This window comes from Vibrio splendidus 12E03 (genome assembly GCF_000272105.2).
In the GTDB taxonomy this organism is placed as follows: Bacteria; Pseudomonadota; Gammaproteobacteria; order Enterobacterales; family Vibrionaceae; genus Vibrio; species Vibrio splendidus_I.
Map to the genome: position 1 here is coordinate 21,501 of NZ_AJZD02000032.1, position 25,223 is coordinate 46,723.

The 25,223-nt window shown below is 44.4% G+C and carries 16 protein-coding genes and 1 tRNA gene; 5 read left to right on the forward strand and 12 right to left on the reverse strand.

The features are described 5' to 3' along the window. Positions 1-11: 11 nt before the first annotated feature. From rpoD to A142_RS03480, 3 genes are all read left to right on the forward strand, one after another. Positions 12-1,856, forward strand: coding sequence for an RNA polymerase sigma factor RpoD (gene rpoD / locus A142_RS03470; RefSeq protein ID WP_017061407.1), 1,845 nt, complete (start codon positions 12-14; stop codon positions 1,854-1,856). Positions 1,857-2,019: 163 nt separating this feature from the next. Then, positions 2,020-2,095: transfer RNA gene (locus tag A142_RS03475), tRNA-Ile, on the forward strand. A gap of 204 nt (positions 2,096-2,299) precedes the next feature. Continuing rightward, positions 2,300-3,568, forward strand: coding sequence for an O-acetylhomoserine aminocarboxypropyltransferase/cysteine synthase family protein (locus A142_RS03480; protein ID WP_019826881.1), 1,269 nt, complete (start codon positions 2,300-2,302; stop codon positions 3,566-3,568). An 85-nt stretch (positions 3,569-3,653) separates the two neighbouring features. Here the strand turns inward: A142_RS03480 and glmS are convergent, their stop codons facing one another. Beyond that, complete coding sequence (gene glmS / locus A142_RS03485; RefSeq protein WP_019826882.1) at positions 3,654-5,486, reverse strand: glutamine--fructose-6-phosphate transaminase (isomerizing); 1,833 nt, start codon at positions 5,484-5,486, stop codon at positions 3,654-3,656. 105 nt (positions 5,487-5,591) lie between these two features. Next, positions 5,592-6,362 (reverse strand): DeoR/GlpR family DNA-binding transcription regulator, encoded by a 771-nt coding sequence (locus A142_RS03490; protein WP_019826883.1) that lies wholly within the window; start codon positions 6,360-6,362, stop codon positions 5,592-5,594. A gap of 429 nt (positions 6,363-6,791) precedes the next feature. Between A142_RS03490 and pykF the strand changes: the two genes are divergently transcribed. After that, positions 6,792-8,204 carry a pyruvate kinase PykF gene (gene pykF, locus A142_RS03495; protein ID WP_019826884.1) on the forward strand — a complete coding sequence of 471 codons (1,413 nt, stop codon included), beginning with the start codon at positions 6,792-6,794 and terminating at the stop codon, positions 8,202-8,204. Positions 8,205-8,380: 176 nt separating this feature from the next. Further along, positions 8,381-9,052, forward strand: a complete 672-nt coding sequence (locus A142_RS03500) for a GntR family transcriptional regulator (RefSeq protein ID WP_019826885.1) — start codon at positions 8,381-8,383, stop codon at positions 9,050-9,052. 583 nt (positions 9,053-9,635) lie between these two features. On the opposite strand, the gene A142_RS03505 is transcribed toward A142_RS03500, so the two are convergent. From A142_RS03505 to A142_RS03550, 10 genes are all read right to left on the reverse strand, one after another. Continuing rightward, entirely contained in the window at positions 9,636-11,519 is a 1,884-nt protein-coding gene (locus A142_RS03505) for a sensor domain-containing diguanylate cyclase (protein ID WP_019826886.1), read from the reverse strand. Between the two features lie 113 nt (positions 11,520-11,632). After that, positions 11,633-12,127, reverse strand: coding sequence for an acetolactate synthase small subunit (ilvN, locus tag A142_RS03510; protein WP_008219984.1), 495 nt, complete (start codon positions 12,125-12,127; stop codon positions 11,633-11,635). Between the two features lies 1 nt (position 12,128). Continuing rightward, positions 12,129-13,886: an acetolactate synthase 3 large subunit gene (locus A142_RS03515; protein ID WP_019826887.1), complete on the reverse strand. Its 1,758-nt coding sequence runs from the start codon at positions 13,884-13,886 to the stop codon at positions 12,129-12,131. Positions 13,887-14,346: 460 nt separating this feature from the next. After that, a complete protein-coding gene (locus A142_RS03520) occupies positions 14,347-16,155 on the reverse strand; it encodes an AMP-dependent synthetase/ligase (protein ID WP_019826888.1) in 1,809 nt (602 codons plus the stop codon). A 201-nt stretch (positions 16,156-16,356) separates the two neighbouring features. Beyond that, entirely contained in the window at positions 16,357-17,316 is a 960-nt protein-coding gene (leuO, locus tag A142_RS03525; protein WP_019826889.1) for a transcriptional regulator LeuO, read from the reverse strand. Between the two features lie 346 nt (positions 17,317-17,662). Further along, positions 17,663-18,718 (reverse strand): MJ1255/VC2487 family glycosyltransferase, encoded by a 1,056-nt coding sequence (locus A142_RS03530; protein ID WP_019826890.1) that lies wholly within the window; start codon positions 18,716-18,718, stop codon positions 17,663-17,665. Between the two features lie 54 nt (positions 18,719-18,772). Further along, positions 18,773-19,297 carry a phosphatase PAP2 family protein gene (locus A142_RS03535; RefSeq protein ID WP_017068816.1) on the reverse strand — a complete coding sequence of 175 codons (525 nt, stop codon included), beginning with the start codon at positions 19,295-19,297 and terminating at the stop codon, positions 18,773-18,775. A 293-nt stretch (positions 19,298-19,590) separates the two neighbouring features. Continuing rightward, positions 19,591-22,698, reverse strand: a complete 3,108-nt coding sequence (locus A142_RS03540; RefSeq protein ID WP_019826896.1) for an efflux RND transporter permease subunit — start codon at positions 22,696-22,698, stop codon at positions 19,591-19,593. Next, positions 22,695-24,032, reverse strand: coding sequence for an efflux RND transporter periplasmic adaptor subunit (locus tag A142_RS03545; RefSeq protein WP_019826898.1), 1,338 nt, complete (start codon positions 24,030-24,032; stop codon positions 22,695-22,697). Before A142_RS03545 ends, A142_RS03540 begins: the two co-directional genes overlap by 4 nt. Beyond that, positions 24,032-24,691 carry a TetR/AcrR family transcriptional regulator gene (locus A142_RS03550; protein ID WP_019826900.1) on the reverse strand — a complete coding sequence of 220 codons (660 nt, stop codon included), beginning with the start codon at positions 24,689-24,691 and terminating at the stop codon, positions 24,032-24,034. The genes A142_RS03545 and A142_RS03550 overlap by 1 nt, the downstream gene beginning before the upstream one ends. Positions 24,692-25,223: the final 532 nt, after the last annotated feature.

The window sequence follows — 25,223 nt, forward strand, 5'->3', positions numbered from 1 at the left end:
GGATATCATCTATGGATCAAAATCCGCAGTCACAGCTTAAATTACTTGTTATTAAAGGCAAGGAACAAGGCTATCTGACCTACGCCGAAGTAAACGACCACCTACCTGCAGAAATCGTGGATTCTGAACAGGTAGAAGACATCATTCAAATGATCAACGACATGGGTATCAAGGTAGTTGAAACTGCACCTGATGCTGATGATCTAGCACTTAATGATGACGATGCCAATATAGATGAAGATGCAGCCGAAGCTGCAGCTGCTGCGCTTTCAAGCGTAGAAAGCGAGATTGGCCGTACTACTGACCCAGTTCGCATGTACATGCGTGAAATGGGTACGGTTGAACTACTGACTCGTGAAGGCGAAATCGACATTGCGAAACGTATTGAAGATGGTATCAATACAGTTCAACTATCGGTTGCTGAGTACCCAGGCACTATTCCATACATCTTGGAACAGTTTGACCGCGTACAAGCAGAAGAGATTCGCTTAACAGACCTAATCAATGGCTTTGTTGACCCTGACGACGATGGCACAGCTGCGCCAACGGCGACTCACATCGGTTCAGAACTTGCTGAAACTGATCTGGAAGACGAAGACAAAGAAGACGCTGAAGACGACGAGGAAGAGGAAGAAGAAGATACAGGTATCGATCCTGAGCTTGCTCTTGAGAAGTTCACAGCGCTTCGTACTAGCTACCAGAACCGTCAGCTAGCGATCAACGAGTACGGCCATGAAAGCCCGAAAGCAACGCTTGCAACGACAATGATGCAAGACGTATTCAAAGAGTTCCGTCTAACACCAAAACAGTTTGATTACCTAGTAAACGAACTGCGTAACTCTATGGATCGCGTACGTACTCAAGAGCGCCTAATCATGCGTCAAACGGTTGAGTACGGCAAAATGCCGAAGAAATCTTTCATTGCTCTATTTACTGGCAACGAATCTAGCGAAGCATGGTTGGATGAAGTTCTTGCTTCAGACAAGCCATACGCAGAAAAGATCAAACGTAACGAGCACGACATCCGTCGCTCTATCCAAAAACTGGATATGATCGAACGTGAAACGTCTCTTACTGTTCAAAGTATCAAAGATATCAGCCGTCGTATGTCTATCGGTGAAGCGAAAGCTCGTCGTGCGAAGAAAGAGATGGTTGAAGCGAACTTACGTCTAGTAATCTCGATTGCTAAGAAGTACACAAACCGTGGTCTACAATTCCTGGATCTAATCCAAGAAGGTAACATCGGTCTGATGAAAGCCGTAGATAAGTTTGAATACCGTCGTGGTTACAAGTTCTCTACTTACGCTACTTGGTGGATCCGTCAAGCAATCACTCGTTCGATTGCCGACCAAGCTCGTACTATCCGTATTCCGGTTCACATGATCGAAACGATCAACAAACTAAACCGTATCTCTCGTCAAATGCTACAAGAGATGGGTCGTGAACCACTTCCGGAAGAGCTAGCTGAACGCATGCAAATGCCTGAAGACAAGATCCGTAAAGTACTGAAAATCGCTAAAGAGCCAATCTCAATGGAGACACCAATCGGTGACGACGAAGATTCGCACCTAGGTGATTTCATCGAGGATACAACGCTAGAACTACCTTTAGACTCTGCAACGGCAACAAGCCTACGCGGCGCAACTAAAGACGTTCTTGCAGGCCTAACACCTCGTGAAGCTAAAGTACTGCGTATGCGTTTCGGTATCGACATGAACACTGACCACACTCTTGAAGAGGTTGGTAAACAGTTCGACGTAACTCGTGAACGTATCCGTCAGATCGAAGCAAAAGCACTGCGTAAACTTCGTCACCCAAGCCGCTCAGAAACTCTGCGTAGCTTCCTAGACGAGTAATCGCACACTCAAGTGTGGTTAGCTTTTAAGCATAAATAAGAAAAGGTGAGCGTTGGCTCACCTTTTTTTTATCTGTGTGATTTAAGTGGCTAAGATGTAAGCGGAATTGCCCCTTATAGTGTCTAGACACCATTGAACGCTTCCCCTATAATCTATGCCCTACGGCCCCTTAGCTCAGTGGTTAGAGCGCACGACTCATAATCGTTCGGTCCCCAGTTCAAATCTGGGAGGGGCCACCAAATTAGAAAAGCCAGAACAGTTCATGCTGCTCTGGCTTTTTGCTTTTCTATATCTGTACAACTTACGCCCTGCACTTCCTAACCAATAACGAATCGTCCCGCACACAATTCCAATTGCCTCTCTGTGACTAAGCATACTTTTCTTTTATAAAAAAATCGGCAATATGAGTGTACACAAATCATTCAATAGTTCAGGGAAGAAACATGAAAGACGAAACACTCTCGATTCACTTCGGCTACGAAACTGATCCAACAACCAAATCGGTTGCCACACCTATTTACCAAACCGTCGCTTACGAATTCGATGACGCACAACATGGCGCCGACCTGTTTAACCTTGCGGTGCCGGGTAATATCTACACACGGATAATGAATCCAACCAATGATGTGTTAGAAAAACGCATGGCAGCCTTAGAAGGGGGGATTGCAGGCTTAGTGGTAAGTGCGGGCAGTGCTGCGATCAACTACGCGATTCAAACCTTGGCACAAATCGGTGACAACATTGTTTCAACGCCTCAGCTTTACGGTGGTACTTACACCCTATTTGCTCACATGCTGCCAAACCAAGGAATTGAAGTTCGTTTTGCTAAAGACGACAAACCAGAAAGCTTAGCGGCACTGATCGATGAAAAAACTAAGGCGGTTTACTGTGAAAGTATTGGTAACCCAGCAGGTAATATTATCGACTTAGAGCGTGTTACAGAACTTGCTCACGCACAAGGTGTGCCTGTGATTGTTGATAATACGGTGGCGACGCCTGTGCTGTGTAAACCTATCGATTTTGGTGCTGACATCGTGGTGCACTCGCTCACCAAATACGTGGGTGGTCACGGTACAACCTTAGGTGGCGTGATTGTTGACTCAGGTAAATTCCCATGGACAGAACACAAAGATCGCTTCCCTGTGTTTAATCAGCCAGAGCCTTCTTACCATGGTGTGGTTTATACCGAAGCCTTTGGTGAGGCTGCATTTATTGGTCGAGCTAGAACGGTTCCCCTACGTAATACAGGTGCAGCACTGTCGCCAATGAATGCTTTCATGTTGATGCAAGGCTTGGAGACATTGTCGTTACGTATGGAGCGACACACAGAGAATGCATTGAAAGTGGCAGAATACCTCAGCCAACACGAAAAAGTCAGTTGGGTAAGCTACGCTGGTCTGCCTAGCTCGGAATTCTACCCGCTTGCTGAAAAATACATGCAGGGTAAGCCATCGGCTATTCTATCTTTTGGCTTGAAGGACGGTTATGAAGCTGGTGTCCGCTTCTACGACGCGCTACAAATCTTCAAGCGCCTAGTGAACATTGGTGATGCCAAGTCTCTGGCTTGCCACCCTGCTTCTACAACACACCGTCAGCTAAGCGAAGCAGAACAAAAGCAAGCCGGTGTATCACCAGAGATGATTCGCCTCTCAGTAGGTATCGAGCACATTGACGATATCTTGGCTGACCTAGAGCAAGCACTTAGCGCTTAATGACGCTACAGCTTTAAGTAACAGACATAAAAAAGCCCATCACAGGATGGGCTTCTTATTATCTATTTCTTAGATAAGCTGTCGATTACTCAACCGTTACCGCTTTCGCTAGGTTACGAGGTTGGTCAACGTCGGTACCTTTGATTAGCGCGACATGGTAAGACAGCAGCTGCATTGGTACTGTGTAGTAGATAGGTGCTGTTACTTCACTTACGTGAGGCATCTTGATGATCTTCATGTTCTCATCGCTTTCGAAACCAGCAGCTTCATCTGCAAATACATACAACAGACCGCCACGAGCACGTACTTCTTCAACATTTGATTTCAGCTTTTCTAGCAAGTCATTACTTGGCGCAATAACGACAACAGGCATATCTGCATCGATAAGCGCCAAAGGACCGTGCTTAAGCTCACCAGCAGCGTATGCTTCTGCGTGGATGTAAGAGATCTCTTTCAGCTTAAGAGATGCTTCCATCGCGATTGGGTAGAACTCACCACGACCTAAAAACAGAGTATGGTGCTTATCAGCAAAGTCAGGTGCTAACGCTTCGATCTCTTTATCAAACGCGAGTGCTTTCTCGATATCAGCAGGCAGTTGGTGAAGTGCTTGAACGATTTCCGCTTCTTTCTCTTCATTGATACGACCTTGTAGACGACCAATTGACGTTACCATCATCAGCATCGCGGCTAGTTGAGTTGTGAACGCTTTCGTAGAAGCAACACCGATCTCCGTTCCTGCGCGAGTCATAAAGGCAAAATCAGACTCACGAACAAGCGAAGAACCTGCTACGTTACAGATGGTCATTGCTGACATGTAACCCTTCTCTTTTGCAAGACGAAGTGCAGCAAGCGTATCAGCCGTTTCACCAGACTGAGACAGAGTCACTAAAAGGCTGTTCGGGCGAACAACGAAATCACGGTAACGGAACTCAGAAGCGATCTCTACATCACAGCTTACGCCTGCTAGAGACTCAAACCAGTAACGAGCTGCCATGCCTGAGTTGTAAGACGTACCACATGCGATGATCTGCACGTGTTCTACCTTGCTTAAGATCTCTTCAGCTTTAACACCGATTGCATTAGTGATTACAGAGGTGTCAGAGATACGACCTTCCATCGTGTTGATTAACGCTGTTGGCTGTTCAAAGATCTCTTTCTGCATGAAGTGACGGTATTGACCTTTATCACCCGCATCGTGTTCTGCATTTGACTCAACGATGTCACGTTCAACACGCTCACCCGCTACATCAAATACCGTAACATCACGACGAGTTACCTCAGCAACATCACCTTCTTCAAGGTACATGAAGCGACGAGTTACACTTAGTAGTGCCAATTGATCAGATGCTAGGAAGTTCTCACCAACACCGAAACCGATAACAATCGGGCTACCAGAACGAGCCACAACAATACGGCTAGGATCTTTACGATCAACCGCCACCGTGCCGTATGCACCGTCTAATTGTTTCGCTGTCTTTTGAAGCGCTTCAACCAATGAATCAGAAGTGCGAAGTTCCCATTCAACTAAGTGAGCGATAACTTCAGTATCCGTTTGTGAAGTAAACACATAACCACGCTCTTGAAGAAGAGCACGCAGTGCTTCGTGATTTTCGATAATGCCGTTGTGTACAACTGCAATATCACCAGACATATGTGGGTGTGCATTCGCTTCAGATGGTTCACCGTGCGTCGCCCAACGTGTATGAGCGATACCAGTACCGCCAATCACATGTTGCTGATCGACTGCGTCTGCTAGCTCTTGTACTTTACCAAGGCGGCGCACACGAGTTAGGTTAGATTCAGTATCGACTACAGCGACACCTGCTGAATCGTAGCCACGGTATTCTAGGCGACGAAGGCCTTCTACTAAAATTTCAGCTACATCACGCTGTGCTACTGCACCAACAATTCCACACATAGTTTCACTCCATCAATTTTTTTATTCCTATTGGCAGCAAGCAAAGGCCATATCTTTATTAAGATCAATTATAGGAAGGTAAATGCATAATATTTTAATTTGTTTTTACGCTGGATCAGTCAGGATCACGCGAACATCATGTGATTCGATACTTGCTTTAGATTCTTCGCCCAAGTCTGTATCGGTAATTAAGATGTCAATGTGTTCCCATGCCAGCTCTAAGTTCGGGATCTTTCGTCCCACTTTTTCCGACTCAACCATCACGATCACTTCTCGTGACACTTCAGCCATTACTTTGCTCAGGCCAACCAGTTCGTTAAACGTAGTTGTGCCTCTATCAAGGTCGATACCATCTGCCCCGATAAATAGTTGGTCAAAATCGTAAGCGCGGAGCACCGACTCTGCGACTTTGCCTTGGAAAGAGTCCGAATGGGTATCCCAAGTGCCGCCAGTCATTAATAACGTCGGCTCGCTTTCAAGCTCATTAAGCGCATTAGCGACGTGCAATGAGTTGGTCATCACAACCAAGCCACGCTTAGCATTAAGCTGCTGAATTAGGGCACCGGTAGTACTGCCACTATCGATCACGATACGGTTATGGTCGCGAATTAAATTTGCAGCGGCTTTTGCCAATGAAACCTTTCGAGTCGAAACTTTTTGACCCAGTTCTTCGTTGACAACCTCTTTCGGTAACGAAATCGCACCACCATAACGGCGTAAAAGCTGACCGTTTTTCTCTAAAGACGCCAAGTCCTTTCTAATAGTGACCTCTGAGGTTTCGAACTTAGCGGATAATTCATCAACACTAACCTCCCCCTTTTCATTCACTAGGTTAGAAATTGCATGTCTTCTGAGCTGGGTGTTTCGTTTCGACATTTAAAAAAGGCCATTAAGTTTCGATATGAAACATATTATAGTTACAACGAAACTATTTAGTCCATTTATTTCGATCCAAAAAATTAATAAATAGCGATAAAACCTTGTCCTAAGACAATTGTTAAGCAGTGATATTGAACTCATTAGGTGGTAGAATCCGCACCCGAAAAGAAAAAAAATTACAAAACTGACTGTTATTTTTTTGCAACTTACCCCCTATATAGTGGGGTAAGTCACATAAAACCGATATTGAATCAAAATCTTTTAGTCATAAAATGACTAAAATTGATGAAAGACTTACAACTCTGAAGGACATATTGGAAGTCCCGCGCTTTTACACAACAGGCACAAAATGTTGATGTAGCGGACCAATCTTCAGAACTTAAATAAATTTCAAATTGTAACAATACTTACCGGAGAGTACCTTCCATGAAAAAGACCAAAATCGTATGTACGATTGGCCCTAAAACTGAATCTGTAGAGAAGCTAACTGAACTAGTAGATGCTGGCATGAACGTTATGCGTCTTAACTTCTCTCACGGTGATTTCGCAGAGCACGGCACTCGTATCGCGAACTTCCGTAAAGTAATGGAAAACAAAGGTGAGCAACTTGCTATCCTTCTAGATACTAAAGGTCCAGAAATCCGTACTATCAAACTTGAAGATGGTAACGACGTAGATCTAGTAGCTGGTCAAGAGTTCACTTTCACAACTGACGCAACAGTTGTTGGTAACAAAGACGTAGTAGCAGTAACTTACCTAGGTTTCGCTAAAGACCTAACAGCGGGTAACACTATCCTTGTTGATGACGGCCTAATCGAAATGGAAGTTATCGCAACAACAGAAACTGAAGTTAAGTGTAAAGTTCTTAACAACGGTGCTCTAGGCGAAAACAAAGGTGTTAACCTTCCTGGCGTTTCTGTTCAACTTCCAGCTCTTTCTGAGAAAGACAAAGCTGACCTTAAGTTTGGTTGTGAGCAAGGCGTAGATTTCGTTGCTGCTTCTTTCATCCGTAAAGAAGAAGACGTTAAAGAAATCCGTGAGCTTCTAAACGCTAACGGCGGCGAGACCATCCACATCATTTCTAAGATTGAAAACCAAGAAGGTGTAGATAACTTCGATTCAATCCTTGAAGCTTCTGACGGCATCATGGTTGCTCGTGGTGACCTAGGTGTTGAAATCCCAGCTGAAGAAGTAATCTTCGCTCAGAAGATGATGATCGAGAAGTGTAACCGTGCACGTAAGATGGTTATCACTGCAACTCAAATGCTTGACTCTATGATCAGCAACCCACGTCCAACTCGTGCTGAAGCGGGTGACGTTGCGAACGCAATCATGGATGGTACTGATGCAGTAATGCTTTCTGGTGAAACTGCTAAAGGTAAGTACCCAGTTGAAGCTGTTACTATCATGGCTCAAATCGCGAACCGTACTGATTCAGCTCTTAAAGCTGAGCTAGGTTCTCGTCTAGACAGCCCACGTCTACGCATCACTGAAGCAGTATGTAAAGGCGCTGTAGACACAGCTGAGAAGCTAGCTGCTCCTCTAATCGTTGTTGCAACTGAAGGCGGTAAGTCTGCACGTTCAGTACGTAAGTACTTCCCAACTGCAAACATCCTAGCTCTAACAACTAACGAAAAGACAGCTGCACAGCTAGTTCTTACTAAAGGTGTTAAGCCAGTTCTTGTTGACTCTATCGAGAACACAGACGCGTTCTACATCAACGGTAAAGAAATCGCTCTACAATCTGGCCTAGGTAACAAAGGTGATATCGTAGTTATGGTTTCTGGTGCTCTAGTAGCTTCTGGTACTACAAACACGGCATCTGTTCACGTTCTATAAGAATGAACCGATTCGCATAAAATATAAAAGAGGGCTTCGGCCCTCTTTTTTTATGAAACAAAATCTTGCCTAACTTTTCAGTACGCTGTATTATCAATCACAATAGAACTACGTACTGTTAACTTCCAATTGGCTCTTTCTAAGAGACGGATTAGCAGACTAGAAATCATATATAGATGAGGTTTGTAATGTCTAGTCCTACGCTCACTGACAAAGTATCAAAGATGATTCGCCAAGATATTCTTAATGGTGAGTTAACCCCAGGCCAAAAGCTCGTTGTTGCAGATCTAAAAGCACGCTACAACGTCGGCGCATCACCTATTCGCGAAGCCTTGGTACAGTTATCTTGGAGCAAATACGTAAAGCTAGAGCCACAAAAAGGCTGTTGGGTATCTCCTGTATCAAAGAAAGAACTGAATGACCTATACGAAAGCCTTCGTGTTGTATCATCGGTTCTGCTTAAAAAAGCGATTTCAGCGGGTGATGAGAGCTGGGAACTGGATGTATTAACGTCTTACCATAAACTGTCGCGAGTACAGTACGTATCTGAAGAGTTTGACTGTGTTGAATGGGAAGAGCGCCACCAGCAATTCCATGTCGCACTGCTTGAAGGTGCAGACTCAGAGAACATGTTTAAGTTCTTTGATGACCTAATTAACCAAGTGAAACGTTACCGCTTCCTCGCTATGTCTGCAGAAAGCGCATCTGATGATCTGTTCAATATTGATGAGCATGAAATGATCATGAAACTAGTACTCTCTAAGAATGTAGAACAAGCAACAGAACTACTTGATCAACACTTACTAGGTTCAATGAAACGAATTGAAGAAGTTATCGAAGCGGCATGATGCCAAGATAGATTCTAACCAAATAAAAACGGAGCCCAACGGCTCCGTTTTTTTGTCTCCAGTACCACGACTGAACTACCACCCAAAAAACTCTTTGTGGTGAGTATTGAGTAGCACAACCATAGGTAAAAAATACAATGCACTAAGCTGAAAGCCAAGAATGGCTAATGTGCCTATGGTTAACCTCACTAAAAAATCGACAAACATACCACGCCTCTTTTAACCAGACTGTATGATCCCCAAACTCTTGCTCCAGCTAACCTAATTCTACTGCTGCCTTTCAAGTTATTAATAAGGCTAGCTAACCAGCTGAATTAAGTTAACGGTGTCATCCTTTTACATCTGGTAAACACTCTATTTATTACATCGTTTTACACGATGTAATCTGAAGCAAAGTAGTTTACTTACCGTTCATTTTAGCTCAAATTTCCACCAACATTAGACTTTAGTCTAACTGTATAGATTTTGTGACACAGGTCGCTCAAAAGTGAGATTCCTAATAAAAAGAGGGAAAGGAAAAAGGAGTCGGGGCGCGACTTGAAGAGGTGAAGCAAATAGAAGGCAGGACTAGATAGAAGCGAACCTAAGCGACATCATCGTAGCTAGGACACATAGAGACCGTATTACGGCCAGAGGATTTAGATTCGTAAAGCGCAACATCCGCACACTTGTATGAGCGAGTGCTGTTACTGGTTAAATCCGTAAAGCCAACACTCACTGTTACCTTAGTTCCGGCCGCTAGTTCAATCTCGATTCGTAAGCGATCCAATACGCGTTTTGCTTCCGGCAATGAGGTGTGTGGCATCAAGAGTGCAAACTCTTCTCCTCCGACACGTGCAACAAAGTCCGTCCCACGAAGGCTATCTTGCAGAAGCTTAGCAACACCAGCGATCACACGGTCACCTTCGTCGTGGCCAAGTTCATCATTGATTCGCTTGAAGTTATCGATGTCGACTAAGGCTAAGCAAGTGGTCGCTTCGTTCGGGTAACGCTCAACTAAGCGAGAATAATAAGCCAGCTGCTCTTCGAATTTTCGTCGGTTCCAGAGGTTACTCAAAGAGTCACGTTCACTTAAGATCCTCAAACGCACCTCTAGCTCCTTCCTTACGGAAATATCAACCAACGAGGTGATGTAGTAACTGACTTTGCCCGAATTGTTTTTGACCGCATGCACTCGCATGATCGCAGTAAAAGGAATACGCAGCTTGTTCTTACACTGAACTTCCCCTTCCCATACTTCTTCTTGCTCTAAATGACTCCAAATAGCCGAACTTGAGAGCACTTGGTCGGTATTCTCAAGCAACAGTTGCAATGCATTCTGACCGATCACCTGTTTTTTGCAGTACCCAGTCATGTTCTCAAATTCGTTGTTGATCATCATTGTGCGGTGCTGCTTATCAGAGATCATCACTGCCGACATACCATTCAATGCGGCGCGTGCCAATTTACTCTCTAGGCTTCGGCGTCGGTAGTGCGTCACCAGGTAAGCAAACGGGAAAGCTAATATCAGCACCGTAATCAGAACAATGATCTCTTCATGGGCCAAATCACCTAGATCACGCTCAGCCCGATCCATCAGTTGCTTTTGATTAAGTTGAATCAGTAAATGGACCTTTTGACTGTTCGCGAGCATAACCGTGTTAAAGGCAAACAAATTACCATCTTCAAAAACGTATCCCACCTGATCATTGGAGATCGCATCCCACGTCTTCGGCGCGATACTTTTCAGGTTGTAGCCTTTTCTTTCAGGAATAGAGTCTCCGAACAACTTACCGCTGTTGTTACTCGCGATGAAGTAGCCCGCTTCATTGAGAACTTCTGCTCTAAGATCGTTATCTGGTGAAAAACTAAGACGCGACGATAGGCCCCATACATCGAGATTGATAACAAGATAGCCTACTCTTTTGTCAGGGGTTTCTACAGGGGTAAAAACACGAATTACCGGCGAATAAGGGAAGGTGACTTCACCATACTCCGTTTCAAGCTCAATACCCCAACCGCCAATCTGTTCGGCTTCTAGTTTTTGAGCGTATTGGAAGTAGTTAGAATCCGACCTATCTTGCAGTTGCTTGGGTAACGTCACCCTACCGGTATCAGAGGAATAGTTAACACGCACCAATTCTTTGCCAGTGACATCTAACAGATGAATTTGTGTATACCACTTCTGGTTCACGAGAACAGATTGCCAGACCTCTTCAAGTAAATGTTTAGTTTGGTCTGAGGGAGAAGAAGCAAAGTTAACCAAGCTCTGGCTATGACTGAGTAGCTCCATTACCGAGACTAACTGAGTCTTGAGAAGATCATAATCTCGCTTGGCATACACCAACTGATGAACAGCTTGCTTAGCTGAGTAGTCAAAACTCTGCTGTTTTACTTCTTTGTAACGCTGCAAATAATACAGACATACTGCAGAAGACAATATGATAGAGATAATCAGCAATGTAATTATTGATTTTTTATTTCGCATTGCTAACTCAAATGAATGGAAGTGCAGCGCGGGATTATAGCACTCTAAAAAATTAACAAAATAAAAGCCGCTTAAAAAAGCGGCTTTAAAGTTATTTTTTAAAGACTTATCGTCTAGGCTTTCAACGCACGTTCGCCTCGTGCGATGCCAACAACACCACTTCGAGCTACTTCAAGCACTTCCGTCACTTCAGACAGTGCCTGAATGAAGGCATCCAGTTTCTCGCTCGTACCCGCCATTTGAACCGTATATTGAGAAGCCGTGACATCAACGATCTGACCACGGAAGATATCTGCTGTGCGCTTCACTTCTGCACGAGCAAAGCCGCTCGCACGTACTTTAACCATCAACAGCTCACGCTCAATGTGCTCAAGTTCAGACACTTCTTGTACTTTAAGTACGTCGATTAGCTTATGTAGCTGTTTCTGGATCTGCTCAAGCTGCATTTCGCTCGAGTTAGTGGTTACGTTCAAACGAGACAGCGTCGGATCATCGGTTGGAGATACGTTCAAAGACTCGATGTTGTAGCCACGCTGAGAAAACAAGCCAACCACACGAGAAAGCGCACCAGGTTGGTTTTCCATTAGTAGTGAAATAATGTGTCTCATATTATGTTCTCTCCGTTTTGCTTAGCCACATGTTATCCATACCCTCGCCTTTGATCTGCATTGGGTATACGTGCTCGGTGTCATCCACACTAATATCGACAAATACCAAACGGTCTTTCATCGCTAGTGCTTTTTCCAAACCTGATTCCAGTTCATCCGGAGATGAAATGCGCATACCAACGTGGCCATAAGCCTCAGCGATAGCAGCAAAATCAGGAACAGAGTCCATATATGAGTTAGAGTAACGGCCTTGATAAACAATGTCTTGCCACTGTTTTACCATGCCGAGGAAACGGTTATTAAGGTTAATAATCTTAACCGGGATATTGTATTGCAGCGCAGTCGACAGCTCTTGGATATTCATTTGAATACTGCCGTCACCGGTTACCACAACCACTTCTTCGTCTGGCTTAGCAAACTTAACGCCCATACCAGCTGGCAGACCAAAGCCCATCGTGCCTAGACCACCAGAGTTAATCCAACGACGTGGCTTGTTAAACGGGTAGTACAAAGCAGCAAACATTTGGTGTTGACCTACATCAGAAGCAACATAGGCATCGCCATTGGTTACTTTATGCAGTGTTTCAATAACTTGTTGAGGTTTAATGCGCTCAGACGATTTCTCATAAGCTAGGCAATCACGCTCTTGCCACTGCTTGATTTCACTCCACCAGCTTTCAATCGCTTCTGCATCGTTAGTGCCGCCTTGCTCAACGAGCAAGTTCACCATGCTCTCTAGAACCTTTTCAGCAGAACCTACAATCGGCAGATCCACTTTTACGTTCTTAGAGATCGAAGATGGGTCGATATCAATGTGCATGATCTTCGCATCAGGGCAGTACTTATCTAGGTTATTGGTCGTTCGATCATCGAAACGTACGCCAATACCAAAGATCAAGTCCGCATTGTGCATCGCCATATTAGCTTCATACAAACCATGCATGCCCAACATACCCAAAGAGTTCTTATGGGTGCCAGGGAAAGCGCCAAGCCCCATTAGGGTGCTTACCACAGGTAAATTCAGTGCCTCTGCTAATTTTAACAGCGGCTTATCTGCCTCAGAAATAACCGCACCACCACCGACATAAAGTACCGGCTTCTTCGCTTCAAGAAGGGCTTTTAGTGCCTTTTTGATCTGACCTTTATGACCCGTAACCGTTGGGTTATACGAACGCATTTTGATCGTTTCTGGGTATTCATAAGGAAGCTTGATTTGTGGGTTTAAGATGTCTTTCGGAAGATCAATAACCACAGGACCGGGACGTCCTGTCGTTGAAATATAGAATGCTTTTTTAACGACTTCAGGAATATCTTCCGCTTTCTTAACTAAGAAGCTGTGTTTAACGATCGGGCGTGATACACCCACGATGTCACACTCTTGGAAGGCGTCATTACCAATAAGGTTATTTGGTACGTTACCAGAAATAACAATCATTGGGATTGAGTCCATGTAGGCGGTTGCAATACCAGTAACGGTATTGGTCGCACCTGGACCAGAACACACAAGTACTACACCCGGTTTACCGGTAGAGCGAGTATAGCCATCTGCCATGTGGGTAGCGGCTTGTTCGTGTCGTACTAATACATGTTTAATTTCAGCAGTTTTAGCATGCAGCGCATCATAGATATCAAGTACAGAACCACCTGGGTAACCAAAGATTTGTTCTACACCCTCTTCAATTAGAGACTGCACCACCATCTCAGCGCCGGATAACATTTCAGCGCCGGATGACATGGCTGTTTCAGGTTTTGTTGTCATATTGCTCTCCTCACCAGTTTCCAATCATATTTGGTGAACATGTTGGGCTGGTTTTTCATAGTCTAGGGCTTATTCGTAGCCTAATTCGAAATACTTCCACTTTTTCGGCTATGGCTGTCTGTCGTGATAACAACAAACAGTAATACGAAACAACTTTAACGCTTTATTATCATCTGGTCTAACACCTGTTATTCGGCAACTATGCCAAAAAACCAACTATTAGCTCAAAGCATCAAATAAAACCCAAACCAACCTTAACAACTAGTTTTAAACACTGGATGACAGATAAAAAAAAGCACTTAATATTTCAATAGATCGCTATTTATCGATAAACCACGAGCTTACTGGTGTGCGCTTTCGCACATTATGCTGTGTCATTAGATACAAAAAATCCCCCTAAAAATGCAATCACATTCGTAGGGGGATTTTTAAACAACTGAAAATTTATCTAAGCAGAAAACTACTTATCTTTAGGCTTTTCGTTGTACATTTCTTCGATTTCGTCTTGATACTTATCGTTGATAACTTTACGACGCAATTTCTGAGTTGGTGTCAGTTCACCATCATCCATAGAAAATGCTTTTGGTAGCAGTTTGAATTTCTTCACTTGCTCAAACTTAGCCAGTTCTTGCTGTAGGTCATTCACACGCTTTTCTAGCATCTCGACGATTTGGTGATGCTTAACAAGTTCAACGCGATCGTGATACTTGATATTAAGCTCTTTGGCATACTCTTCTAGCGAGTCATAACAAGGAACAATCAGCGCAGAAACGAATTTGCGCGTATCAGCGATAACAGCAATCTGTTCGATAAAGTGATCTTTACCAATCGCGCCTTCAACCACTTGCGGTGCAATATACTTACCACCAGAGGTTTTCATCAGCTCTTTGATACGATCAGTAATGAACAGGTTACCATTTTCATCAAAATGACCCGCATCACCGGTTTTCAAGAAACCGTGCTCATCGAATGTCTTAGCCGTCTCTTCTGGCATCTTGTAGTAGCCACGCATCACCATTGGACCACGAACAAGAATCTCGTCCTTCGCACCAATTTTCACTTCTGCGCCCGGCATCGACATACCAATCGAATCTGGGTTAAAACAGCGGTCATCCCAACAAGATACGGTTGCTGTAGTTTCTGTCATACCGTAGCCAAGTTTTACGTTGATGCCGATAGCATGGAAGAAGCGACCAATCGTCTCATCAAGCTTCGCGCCACCACATGGCATGAAGTTGATGTTACCGCCGAGTAGAGCACGCAGTTTAGATAGCACCAGCTTATCAGCTAGCGCATGGCTCTTCTTCAGCATCAACGATGGAGTACGACCTTCTTGGTGACAAACTGAAAGCTTTGCTCCCATGTTCACCGCCCAAGTAAATAGCACTTTACGAATAAATGGTGCTTTAGATACCTTCTCGTGAATCGCAGAGAAAATCTTCTCATAGAAGCGTGGAACCGCACACATTACGGTAGGTTTCACATCACTTAGCGCATCACGTACTTGCATCGTGTCTTGCAGATAGCAGTTGGTTGCGCCTTTATAAAGGACATAGAACGTCCAAGCACGCTCAAATACGTGTGATAACGGTAGGAAACACAATGAGACATCGTCTTTGCTTAAGCTAAGGCGCTCATCGTGGCCTTCTAACTGGTAGCCAATGTTGGTGTAATCAAGCATTACGCCTTTTGGCTGACCTGTAGTACCAGAGGTATAGATAAGAGTTAGTAGGTCGTCCATGCTTGCATCAGCAAGACGCACGTCAAGTTCAGCTTGTTGTGCTTCAACGCCACGCGTCATGAAGTCATTCCAAGAGACGGCAAAGCTGTGTCCTTGTAGGTCGATGTCATCAGACATAGCCACAACAACTTCTAGCTGTTCGCACTCTTCAAACAGGCTAACCGCCGCATCGAATTGAACTTGCTCACCAACGAATAAGATCTTCACATCTGCATTTTGGATGATGTAAGAAGACTGTGCTGCTGTGTTCGTTGGATAAATCGGCACAGTCACAAGGCGTGCTTGTAACGATGCAAAATCTGCCACGGTCCATTGAGGCATATTGTTCGAATAGATACCGATCTTATCCTGAACTCTCAGTCCTTGAGCCAACAGTGCTAATGAAAGCGTATCGATTTGTTGTCCAAACTGTTCCCAGCTAATGCCTTGCCATACATTGTCTACTTTGTGCTTCAAAGCTGTACGGTTGCCGCCTTGGGCAATTTGGTCACGAAGTCTTTTTACGATATGAAAATCTAAATTGGCCATCTCTTTACCTTTGGCTTACACCTGTAAGCTTTTTTGAGCGCACAAGTGTACCTCTGATCATGGAAAAGGCAACTGATGAAGCTCAAAGTTATCAGTAATAGTACGTCTAACGCTAAGTTTTCTACCTACTAAAATAGCGCGCATAAAAAAGCCCCAAGCCAGACTCCTAGCTTAGGGCTTATAAATCATAGGGATTAGTGTCTAGTTAAGTGCCACTACTTCGCCACAGATCATCATTAACTGATCTCGTAACCAAATGTGTCCTTTATCCTTTTCACTTGATTCGTGCCAGCTTAGGAAGCCAGAAATCGCCGCATTATCGAATGGGAAATCTAGAATCTGAAGCTGCTCTTTGTTTGCTGCATGTTCTACCATCCAACGAGGAGCAATTGTTACTAGTTCAGATTGGCCTACAACGTAAAGAACGTTGCTCAAGCTCGTACCTTCGTAGAAAGGCGTGCAATCTAGGTCACGGTAAGCTTGCTCAGAGAAGCTACGTTGACCGTGGATGCGAGACAGTTTCGCGTGCTTTTCATTAAGCAGCTCTGCCGCAGAAACTTCACCGTTGATACGTGGGTGAGAAGCAGAAGCAACCACAACTAATTCGTCTTGGAAGATTTCAGTGCTTGAGAAGCCTTGCTCATCAAAACGAGCGTAATCAATAACGAAGTCGATTTCTTGGTAGCGCATACGCTCAGAAAGTTGACGATCGAATTCAGCATCCATGTGCAGTTTAACGCTCGGTGCTTGGTCGTTGATTGTCGACATAATCTTAGGAGCAAAACGCATGTCACAAGGGCTGCAAATCGCTAGTTTGAACAGGCGAGAAGACGACTCTGGAGAGAACACAGAACTTGGTAGTTCGTTGCGTACTAATTGTAGCGCTTGGCGGATTGGACCAAACAACTGACGAGCACGTTGAGTCGGTTGAATACCACGACCTTGACGCATGAATAGTTCGTCGTTAAACATCACTTTTAGACGAGCAACAGCGTTACTTACAGCAGGCTGAGACATACCCAGATTGTGAGCTGCACGTGTAATGTTTTGCTCTTGCATAACTGCATCAAATACAGTTAAAAGATTTAAGTCGACTCCACGAAGTGTGCTTTCCATTCTGTAGCTTGCAATAGCACTCATTGCGTCTTTTTTATCTAACATTCAAGTTGCCTCTTGTCGGTTCGACAGCGTTAAATTGGTAATGGTATGAGAATAGATAACCACTAATTCTTATATTTATCAGACCGATGTTTTTCGGATTGACATTACTATTAACCACTACATCTCGAGCTACCAACAAGATTGATAAAGAATAATTTTATTTTACCTTAATGATTAAATAACACATAAAAATCAATTGTTTATATAGTTATAAAAAAACATAAAACGCGTCACTTATGAGTTTCCTTTCGACTTATTTAGCTGTTCTATCGTTTGGTTACATTTGTTACAATTTATTGAACTCGTGAATTATTCAACCAGTCAATTCAGAAATAGTACTTATGAGTTAGGTGAGCGATGCATAACTTGGAAAGTCGACCTTGTCCCAAAGTTGCTTTCTTAAATCATCTTGATTAGACCAATTCCCTGCTAATACCCACTCAACGAGTGCACTTGCCACGTCTGGATAGGTGACCACTTCGGCCTGTTTTTCACTGAGCCAAGCACGCAAGATTGCCGCATCTAAAAAGGTCATGGTTTGAGCTAATCCAAGAGCCTCTAGCGTCGCCACATTGCTCTGTTGTTCGAACTGCCCTTCGAGTGGTTTGAGAAGCAATTTCTTCCCCAAAGTGAGGGCTTCAGATGGCAATTCAAAGCCGCCATTTGCGACTACACCAGAGCACTGATTGAGGTCGAATTGAAAGCCCGCATGACTGAGTGGTTTGAACTCAATATTTTCAACTCGGCTATGCTCAATCACATCCGGGTGGTAACAGACAAAGTTGTGAGAAATAAACTTCATCAGCAGCTCTGAGATCGACTCAAGATCCTCAAATGGCAAATAGACCAACGTAAAATCTTGTGTTGTTTTTGTTTGTTGATCACCAACCAGCGTGTGAACGATAGGCGGCAAAATCGGCTGTTCAAAGTGATACCAGTGTAAGCCAATAGAGTGCTCGGTTGGGGCGAAATGTTGAATCACTGAATGTTCAATCCAGTTCCCTCCTTCTTTGGGTACATCATAACGAAATGCATTCTGATGGCTTATCCCAATGCATGGCACACCTTGCCTCTTAGCCGCCCATGCCGTCACAGGCTCAAAATCATTAATCACTAAGTCATAAGGCGTAAGATCGATCTGGTTAATCTCACGGAGAAATCGCCAGATGTTGTTCTTCATGAATGTTTTGCCGTATTTAACCTGCCCCTGCTCGCTGTAAAAAGTTAAGCCGCTGCGAGTCTGATAGTTGCCAAACGCTTCCATCGAGAAGTATTTGCTCTCGTCTCGCCCTGAGAACAGAAAGTCGACATCAATATTTTGCTGACGAAAAGCGACGGCCATTGCTCTCGCTCGAGCGATGTGCCCATTCCCTGTGCCTTGTACGCCATATAAAATTTTCATGCATGTTCCTTTAAGTTTGCCACTTAAACTCGGCAGTGGTTGCCATCAAAATAATTACAGAATGAAGCTGATAGCGAGGCTAGTACAAGCGATGCCCAAGGCTGCGCCAATCAATACATCCGTTAAAAAGTGCACTCCGAGCAGGATTCGAGAGCCTGCAATCGCAGTTGCCCACACCAAGCTAAAGAGGTACAAGCTCGGATAGAAATGTCCAATTAAGGTCGCCATAACAAAAGCAGCAGCGGAATGCCCTGAAGGCAGGCTGTATTTATCGGATGGCACAATATGAGAGTGAAGCAGTGAAGAGAATTCAGCTGGTCTGCGTCGCTTGAGGGTGTTTTTGGCAAACCAGTAAATAGGCAACTCGATTGCGAAGGCGGTTAAGCCCACCAATAGAAAGTCTCGACCGGTGTTGCTATCGGCCAGCAGTGCAATCAAGGCAATCAAAACATAAAGGTGTCCATCTCCAGTATGAGACACGGCTTTACTGAGCGTTGCATGTTGCCCGCCATAGCGGTTGTTTAAACAGAAAACAGAAAATGCCACATCCCAGCGGACAATAGGTTCGATAGTACGCATACGATCTCCTTAACAATCCTTATTCAGTTAAGGCTCAAGTTATGCTCAACAAATGACAGTTAAGTGACGTTTTGAATGAACTAAAATGAAATTTCCCATGCTTGATAGGCAGGTCAATGGACCAAGTCAGGATAGCAATTGAAGCGACCGATAAAAATAAAGCGGCCCAAGGCCGCTTTATTCATCTATGTTTTTACTTCTTTATATAAGCAAGCAAACACTACTTCTATCGTGTTAATGGTTATAGCGTTCGCTAATGATAATAGAGCTAGCAAATAATTAAGTGTTAAAGGCTATAGCGCTAATGGCTCATGCTTTTTCACCAAACCGAAATCCGCCAATATCGCGTAGGCCGCTGGGATCATAAACAGCACCAGTAAGGTCGAGGCAAATATGCCAAACACGATCGAAATAACCAATGGCTGGATAACCTGAGCCTGTAAGCTGATTTCCGTCAACAGCGGTAGCAAACCTGCCGCTGTCGTCATTGAGGTCAAGAATACCGCTCGGAAACGCTCACGACTGGCTTTCACCACCGAGTCATGCACACTATCTCCCTCATCGACATGGTGACGAATGTACTGCACCAACAAGATGGAATCATTAACCACAATACCGGCAAGCGACACAAAGCCCATCATACTTGGCATACTCAAAGAATGGCCAAGTATCCAGTGACCAACTACCACTCCAATAAAGGCGAGTGGAATCGCTAACATCACGACCACAGGTTCTAAGTAGCTTCTGAACTGATAGCTAAGAATCGCAAACACGCCGAATAAGCCGAGCAAGAACCCTTTGCCCATCGAAGCGCCCGTCTTGGCTGCATCCTTGGCCTCCCCTTCGAAATCAAAGCGTAAACCCGGGTACTTCTGAATAAGTTTGGCGGCTTCATCTTTTTGGAACTGAGCCAAAATCGCGGATGAACTCGCTTTCTTATTATCAATATCACCAAAGATACTGATGGTTCTCAGCCCATCAATACGCTGAATTCGCACGTAGTTACGCTGGAAATCTAATGTCGCCAACGTTGCTAGCGGGATCTGACTGCCATCTGCGGTAATGATTGGGAAGTTAGCCAGCTGCTGTATGTCGCCCGCTTGCTCCTTATCAAGACGCACTTCAATCGAGATATTTTCAACGCCGATTTGAATCTCATCCGCCGTTTGCCCAAAGAAAGCCGCTCGTAACTGAGATGCAATCATCTGCCCATTCACATTGTAGGTTTCGGCTCCAGGGCGCAGCTTGACTAAAATCTCTTCTTTACCCATGCGCATGTCATCAAGCACACCATGCACGCCATCAAATTGATTAAGGTACTCCTGAATATCCAAAGAAGCAGATTTCAACGCGCTCAGGTCATCATGTTTAGCACGGATTTCAATAGCACGACCGCCTGGCCCCATGGTAGGTTGCTTGAACACTAATGAAATAGGATCCGCTAAGTCGCCAATATCTTCACGCCACGCATCAATGAAGTCATCGATAACTGTGTTACGGCTCTCTGCTCCGCGTAAATCTAAGCGCACTGTGGCTAAGTGCGGGCCAGATTCATTGGCATCGGCGTTGGCATTGAATTGGCTAGTTATGTGTTCGACCAGTGTATTGCCTTCTTCAACCTCTTCGCTCCATTGCTTGTTCAAGCGCTCAGCAGACGCGACAATTTTGTCGACCACTTTCTCGGTTTGAGACAGTGATGCGCCCGGCGGAAGAATAATACGCGCTTCGGCAATATCACCATCCAGCTCAGGGAAAGGTTGAAACTTAACAACGCCACCAGCAATCAAGGCGACCGAAAGCAACAACAACGTAATCACTCCGCCCATAAAGGCATAACGGAACGTCACGACTTTCTCAACCATGTTCATCAAAGTGGTATTACGAAAGCTCTCGAACTTCTCAAGTAACACAACTTTAAAACGCAGCGCTGGCTTGTCATTCTTTTCTTTGTGTAATGAATGAGATAGGTGATTAGGTAGGATCAAGAAGGCTTCAATCAAGCTCAACGACAGCACCAAAATCAAGACTTGAGGAACAGCCTTAAGCACCGCGCCCATCTCACCATCAAGAAACAGCAAGCTACCGAAAATACACACCGTAGTTAAAAAAGAAGATAAGACTCCGGGCAGCACTTTCTTAACGCCGTTGTACACCGCATCATCAACGTTTTGTCCCCTATCTAAATGGGACGCTATCGATTCGGCGATCACAATGGCGTCATCCATCATAATACCGATTGCCATCAATAGTCCGACCAACGACATAATGTTGATCGACAAACCCAGGTTGGCCATTAAGAACAAGCCACCAAGGAAGGCAACAGGTAAGCCAGCTGCAACCCAGAATGAATAGCGTAAGCTGAAGAACAGCCACATGGTGGCAAATACCAACACAATACCTTGCCAGCCATTGCGAACCATCATGGTAAGGCGATCCCACAGCACAGAGGAGAGATCGTTGGTCATTTGTAGCGTCACGCCATCAGGGGCAATCGCGCTCTGATCTTCAACGAAACGCGTCACGTTCTCTTTGATTCGTAGCGCATCATCTTCTTTGTTTTTACTGATTTTCAACAGAGCCGATGGCTTGCCATCAAACAACACCTTCTGTTCATCAAGCTCAAAGCGGTCGGTTATTTTTGCAATGTCCCTCAGACGGATCACTGATCCATTAGGCGCAGAACCAACCACGATACTTTCCAGTTCAACCGGTGTAATACGTCTCTCGTCGAAACGAATCAGAAAGTTCTTGTCTGGTGTTTCAACGTTACCGCTCGGCAGTTTTACATTTTGACGGCCAATCTGATCCGCAATATCACCGACGCTCAAACCCAGCTGACGAATGGCTTGGGTATCCAGTTCAACACGGTATTGATGATCAGAGAAACCGCTAACATCGACCAGTGAAACATCATAATCAAGCTTCATGATACGTTTGAGGTCTTCAGCGTAGGCCTTAAGCTCTGGCCACGACGTTTCTGCTGTGATGGCGATATCAACAACCGGTTCATTCCAATCCAATTCTTGAACAACAGGCGATTCAATCTCAGTCGGGAAATCATTGATCGAGTTGATTTGAGTTTGTACATCCACCAGCATTCGGCCGATATCCGCTTTCTCATTCAACTTCAGGATTAGACGTGCGCTACCTTCGATCGCTTCACACTGAGTCTCTTCAATGTTAGCTAAGCCGTCTACTGCATCTTCCATTCGTACACACAAGCTTTCTTCCACTTCTTGTGGTGATGCTCCGGGATACACGATGGCAGCCATAATGTAAGGCGGATCATAAGCGGGGAAGGTTTCACGCTTGATGGTTGATAATGAGCTGATACCCATGATCAATAACCCAAGCATCAACAAGTTTGCAGCTGTTGGGTGCCTAGAAAAGAACTTGATCATGACGCACTCTCCTGAGTATCAGATTCAAGCTTAACCTCTGTAGAGTTCGACTCTTTCAGTAACATGCCTTCGATAGCTGGCAGGACGTCATTAAGAACCAATTTATCTCCCGTTTGTAGCTCGCCACTCACAACCACTTGGTTATCTCTGCGATAAAGCACTTCAACACTCACCACTTGCAAGCGCTGATTGTCATCCATCAGGTAAACCTTATCACCGTGCAGTGCTCGCTCTGGAACCACCCAACTTAGATTCGCGACACCTTCAATCTCAGCTTTTACAAACATACCGTTGACCAAAGGGGTCGCATTGCTTGGCTGCAGTTGTGAATAGTCTTGAGCGATCTCAAGAATAATTCCGGCTGTCGCTTGGTTTTCATCAACCGTCTCACTGATTCTTGCCACCTTCGCAGGCCAACTCAGCTTCAGGTTGCCGCTGTTAAGTTGAATCGTCGCTTTGATTGGCGCTTCATAAGGATTAGGGATCCCTGCAGCATCGCGAGGGAACTGGTTGAAACTGGAGGCTAAAGTTTGCATATCGTGAATAGAAAGTTGCGCCTCCACTTCCATGACATTAATTCCGTGAGCAATAAACATCTCTTGTTGAAGATTAACCACTTGATTTTGTTCGATATCAACCTGAGCAATTCGCATTGCCCTTGGCAAAGTGATAGTGGTCTTATCGAGAGAGCGCTGCGCCTCTTTTACCTTAGACACGTTGACCTTAATCACCGCCTCCGCGACACGCTTTTCATCTGGCATTAACGCAATTTGGTTCGCAATATCTAATACCAATTTCTGCTGAGACAATGCACTTTGTTGTTGCAGGTCGACATCAGACTGAGAAGTGAGACCTTTCTTACGCAGATCTTGTTTACGCTGTAGCTCTTTATTGCTGATCACCAAACGATTCTTTTCGATCTTAAGAGTCTGATTGAGGTTATCTTCTTCTTGATTCAATTTCGCTAATGAGGTTTGGCTTGATTTTAGATCCGCCTCTGCTTGTATCAGTTTTAATTCATAATCCAATGGATCAACCTTGAGCACGACCGTTCCCGCGGGGATCACCTGGCCTTTTTCAAGATCTGGATGTCGATACACTATTTGGCCTGTCACCTCTGCAATCGCTTTCCATTCAACTTTCGGCACCACTTTGCCAAAGCCGACCGCTAACGGTGCTATCAGTTGTTGTTCTAGGCTCACTGTATCAACTAAGCGAGCTCTATTCCCCGCAGGTTTGGTTGGAAGATCCGGCTTCAAGTTAATCGCAGCGACAAGGCCAATCACACCAACCGCAAGTGCTGGAAAGAAGAGTAGTTTTTTATTTATTTTCATTATCTTTGGTCCTGCACGGAAGAAGGGCTCGGTGCGTTGATAAAGCCTTCAGTCATCAGTTGAATGTTGTGTTCGATTAAACGATTAAGAAATTCTTCATTCATCTCAATCCCATGGATTGCTAATAAAGGCGGCGGAGCGATGAAAGGAAACACCATCAAGCTTACATACGAAACACGGCACAATTTTGGATCCATGTTCTGTTTTAAGATGCCTTGTTCAACCAACTTTTCAAAAATGACATCTTGGGCTGGCTTTGCAACATCGAGGAAAACCTTTTCGAGCAACTCTCTTTGCACTTCAGAGGGAGGCATATTCATCACTTGGGCTATCAAGCGAGGAAACTTCGGCACCTTGACCATCTCTTTGTAGTAAGTCCGCATTAAATCAAGAAAGTTCTCATGACTGCTTTCTTCAACCAACCTTTGTATTTGCAATTGCATCGGTCGTAACGTTTCACGCAGCATTGCTTCAAACAGCCCGGCCTTACTGCCAAAGTAATAACGGATCATCGCAATGTTCACACCCGCGCGCTCAGCAATCAGGCGCGTCGATACCTTGTCGTATGGTTGAACGACAAACAGATCACGAGCATGCTCAATCAATAACTGTCGAACATCTAAGTTTTTTTGAGGTCGCCCCGCTTTTCGTGCCGTCATGGCAAAAATCCATCTCTATAATTAATCATCTGATTAATTATAGAGATAAACAGGTGTAACAGTAGAAGATTAATTACTCACTATTTAATCAAGTGATTAATTAATTTGGTCACGCTTGTGATTTTTTTGGTGAATCGTTCCATCAAAAAGATTTACTACAAAGTTTTAACCTACACATAAGCCAAACGATAAACTAACCCCCCAATACAAAACCACCAATCAGATGATTTAGCCAATAACACAACACAAAACAGCACAAACCAAACAAAAACGTCGACAATGCACGCTGATATTGGATTTTCTTGTTTGACGCTCAGAATAAATTGCGGTAAATATGGTGTTAACAGTTTATTTACGGATATTTGTGTAATGATTTTTTCTTCTTCTCGACTGCTGAAACTTCTCCTTATCGTGAACCAATCGCGCGGGTAAGTTGTGGGTCAAGAACTACACAAATATTAAAACCCGCGCTGAGCGGGTTTTTTTGTAACTGGCACTTTTAAAAGAACATCATTCTTAATAATAATTTGGA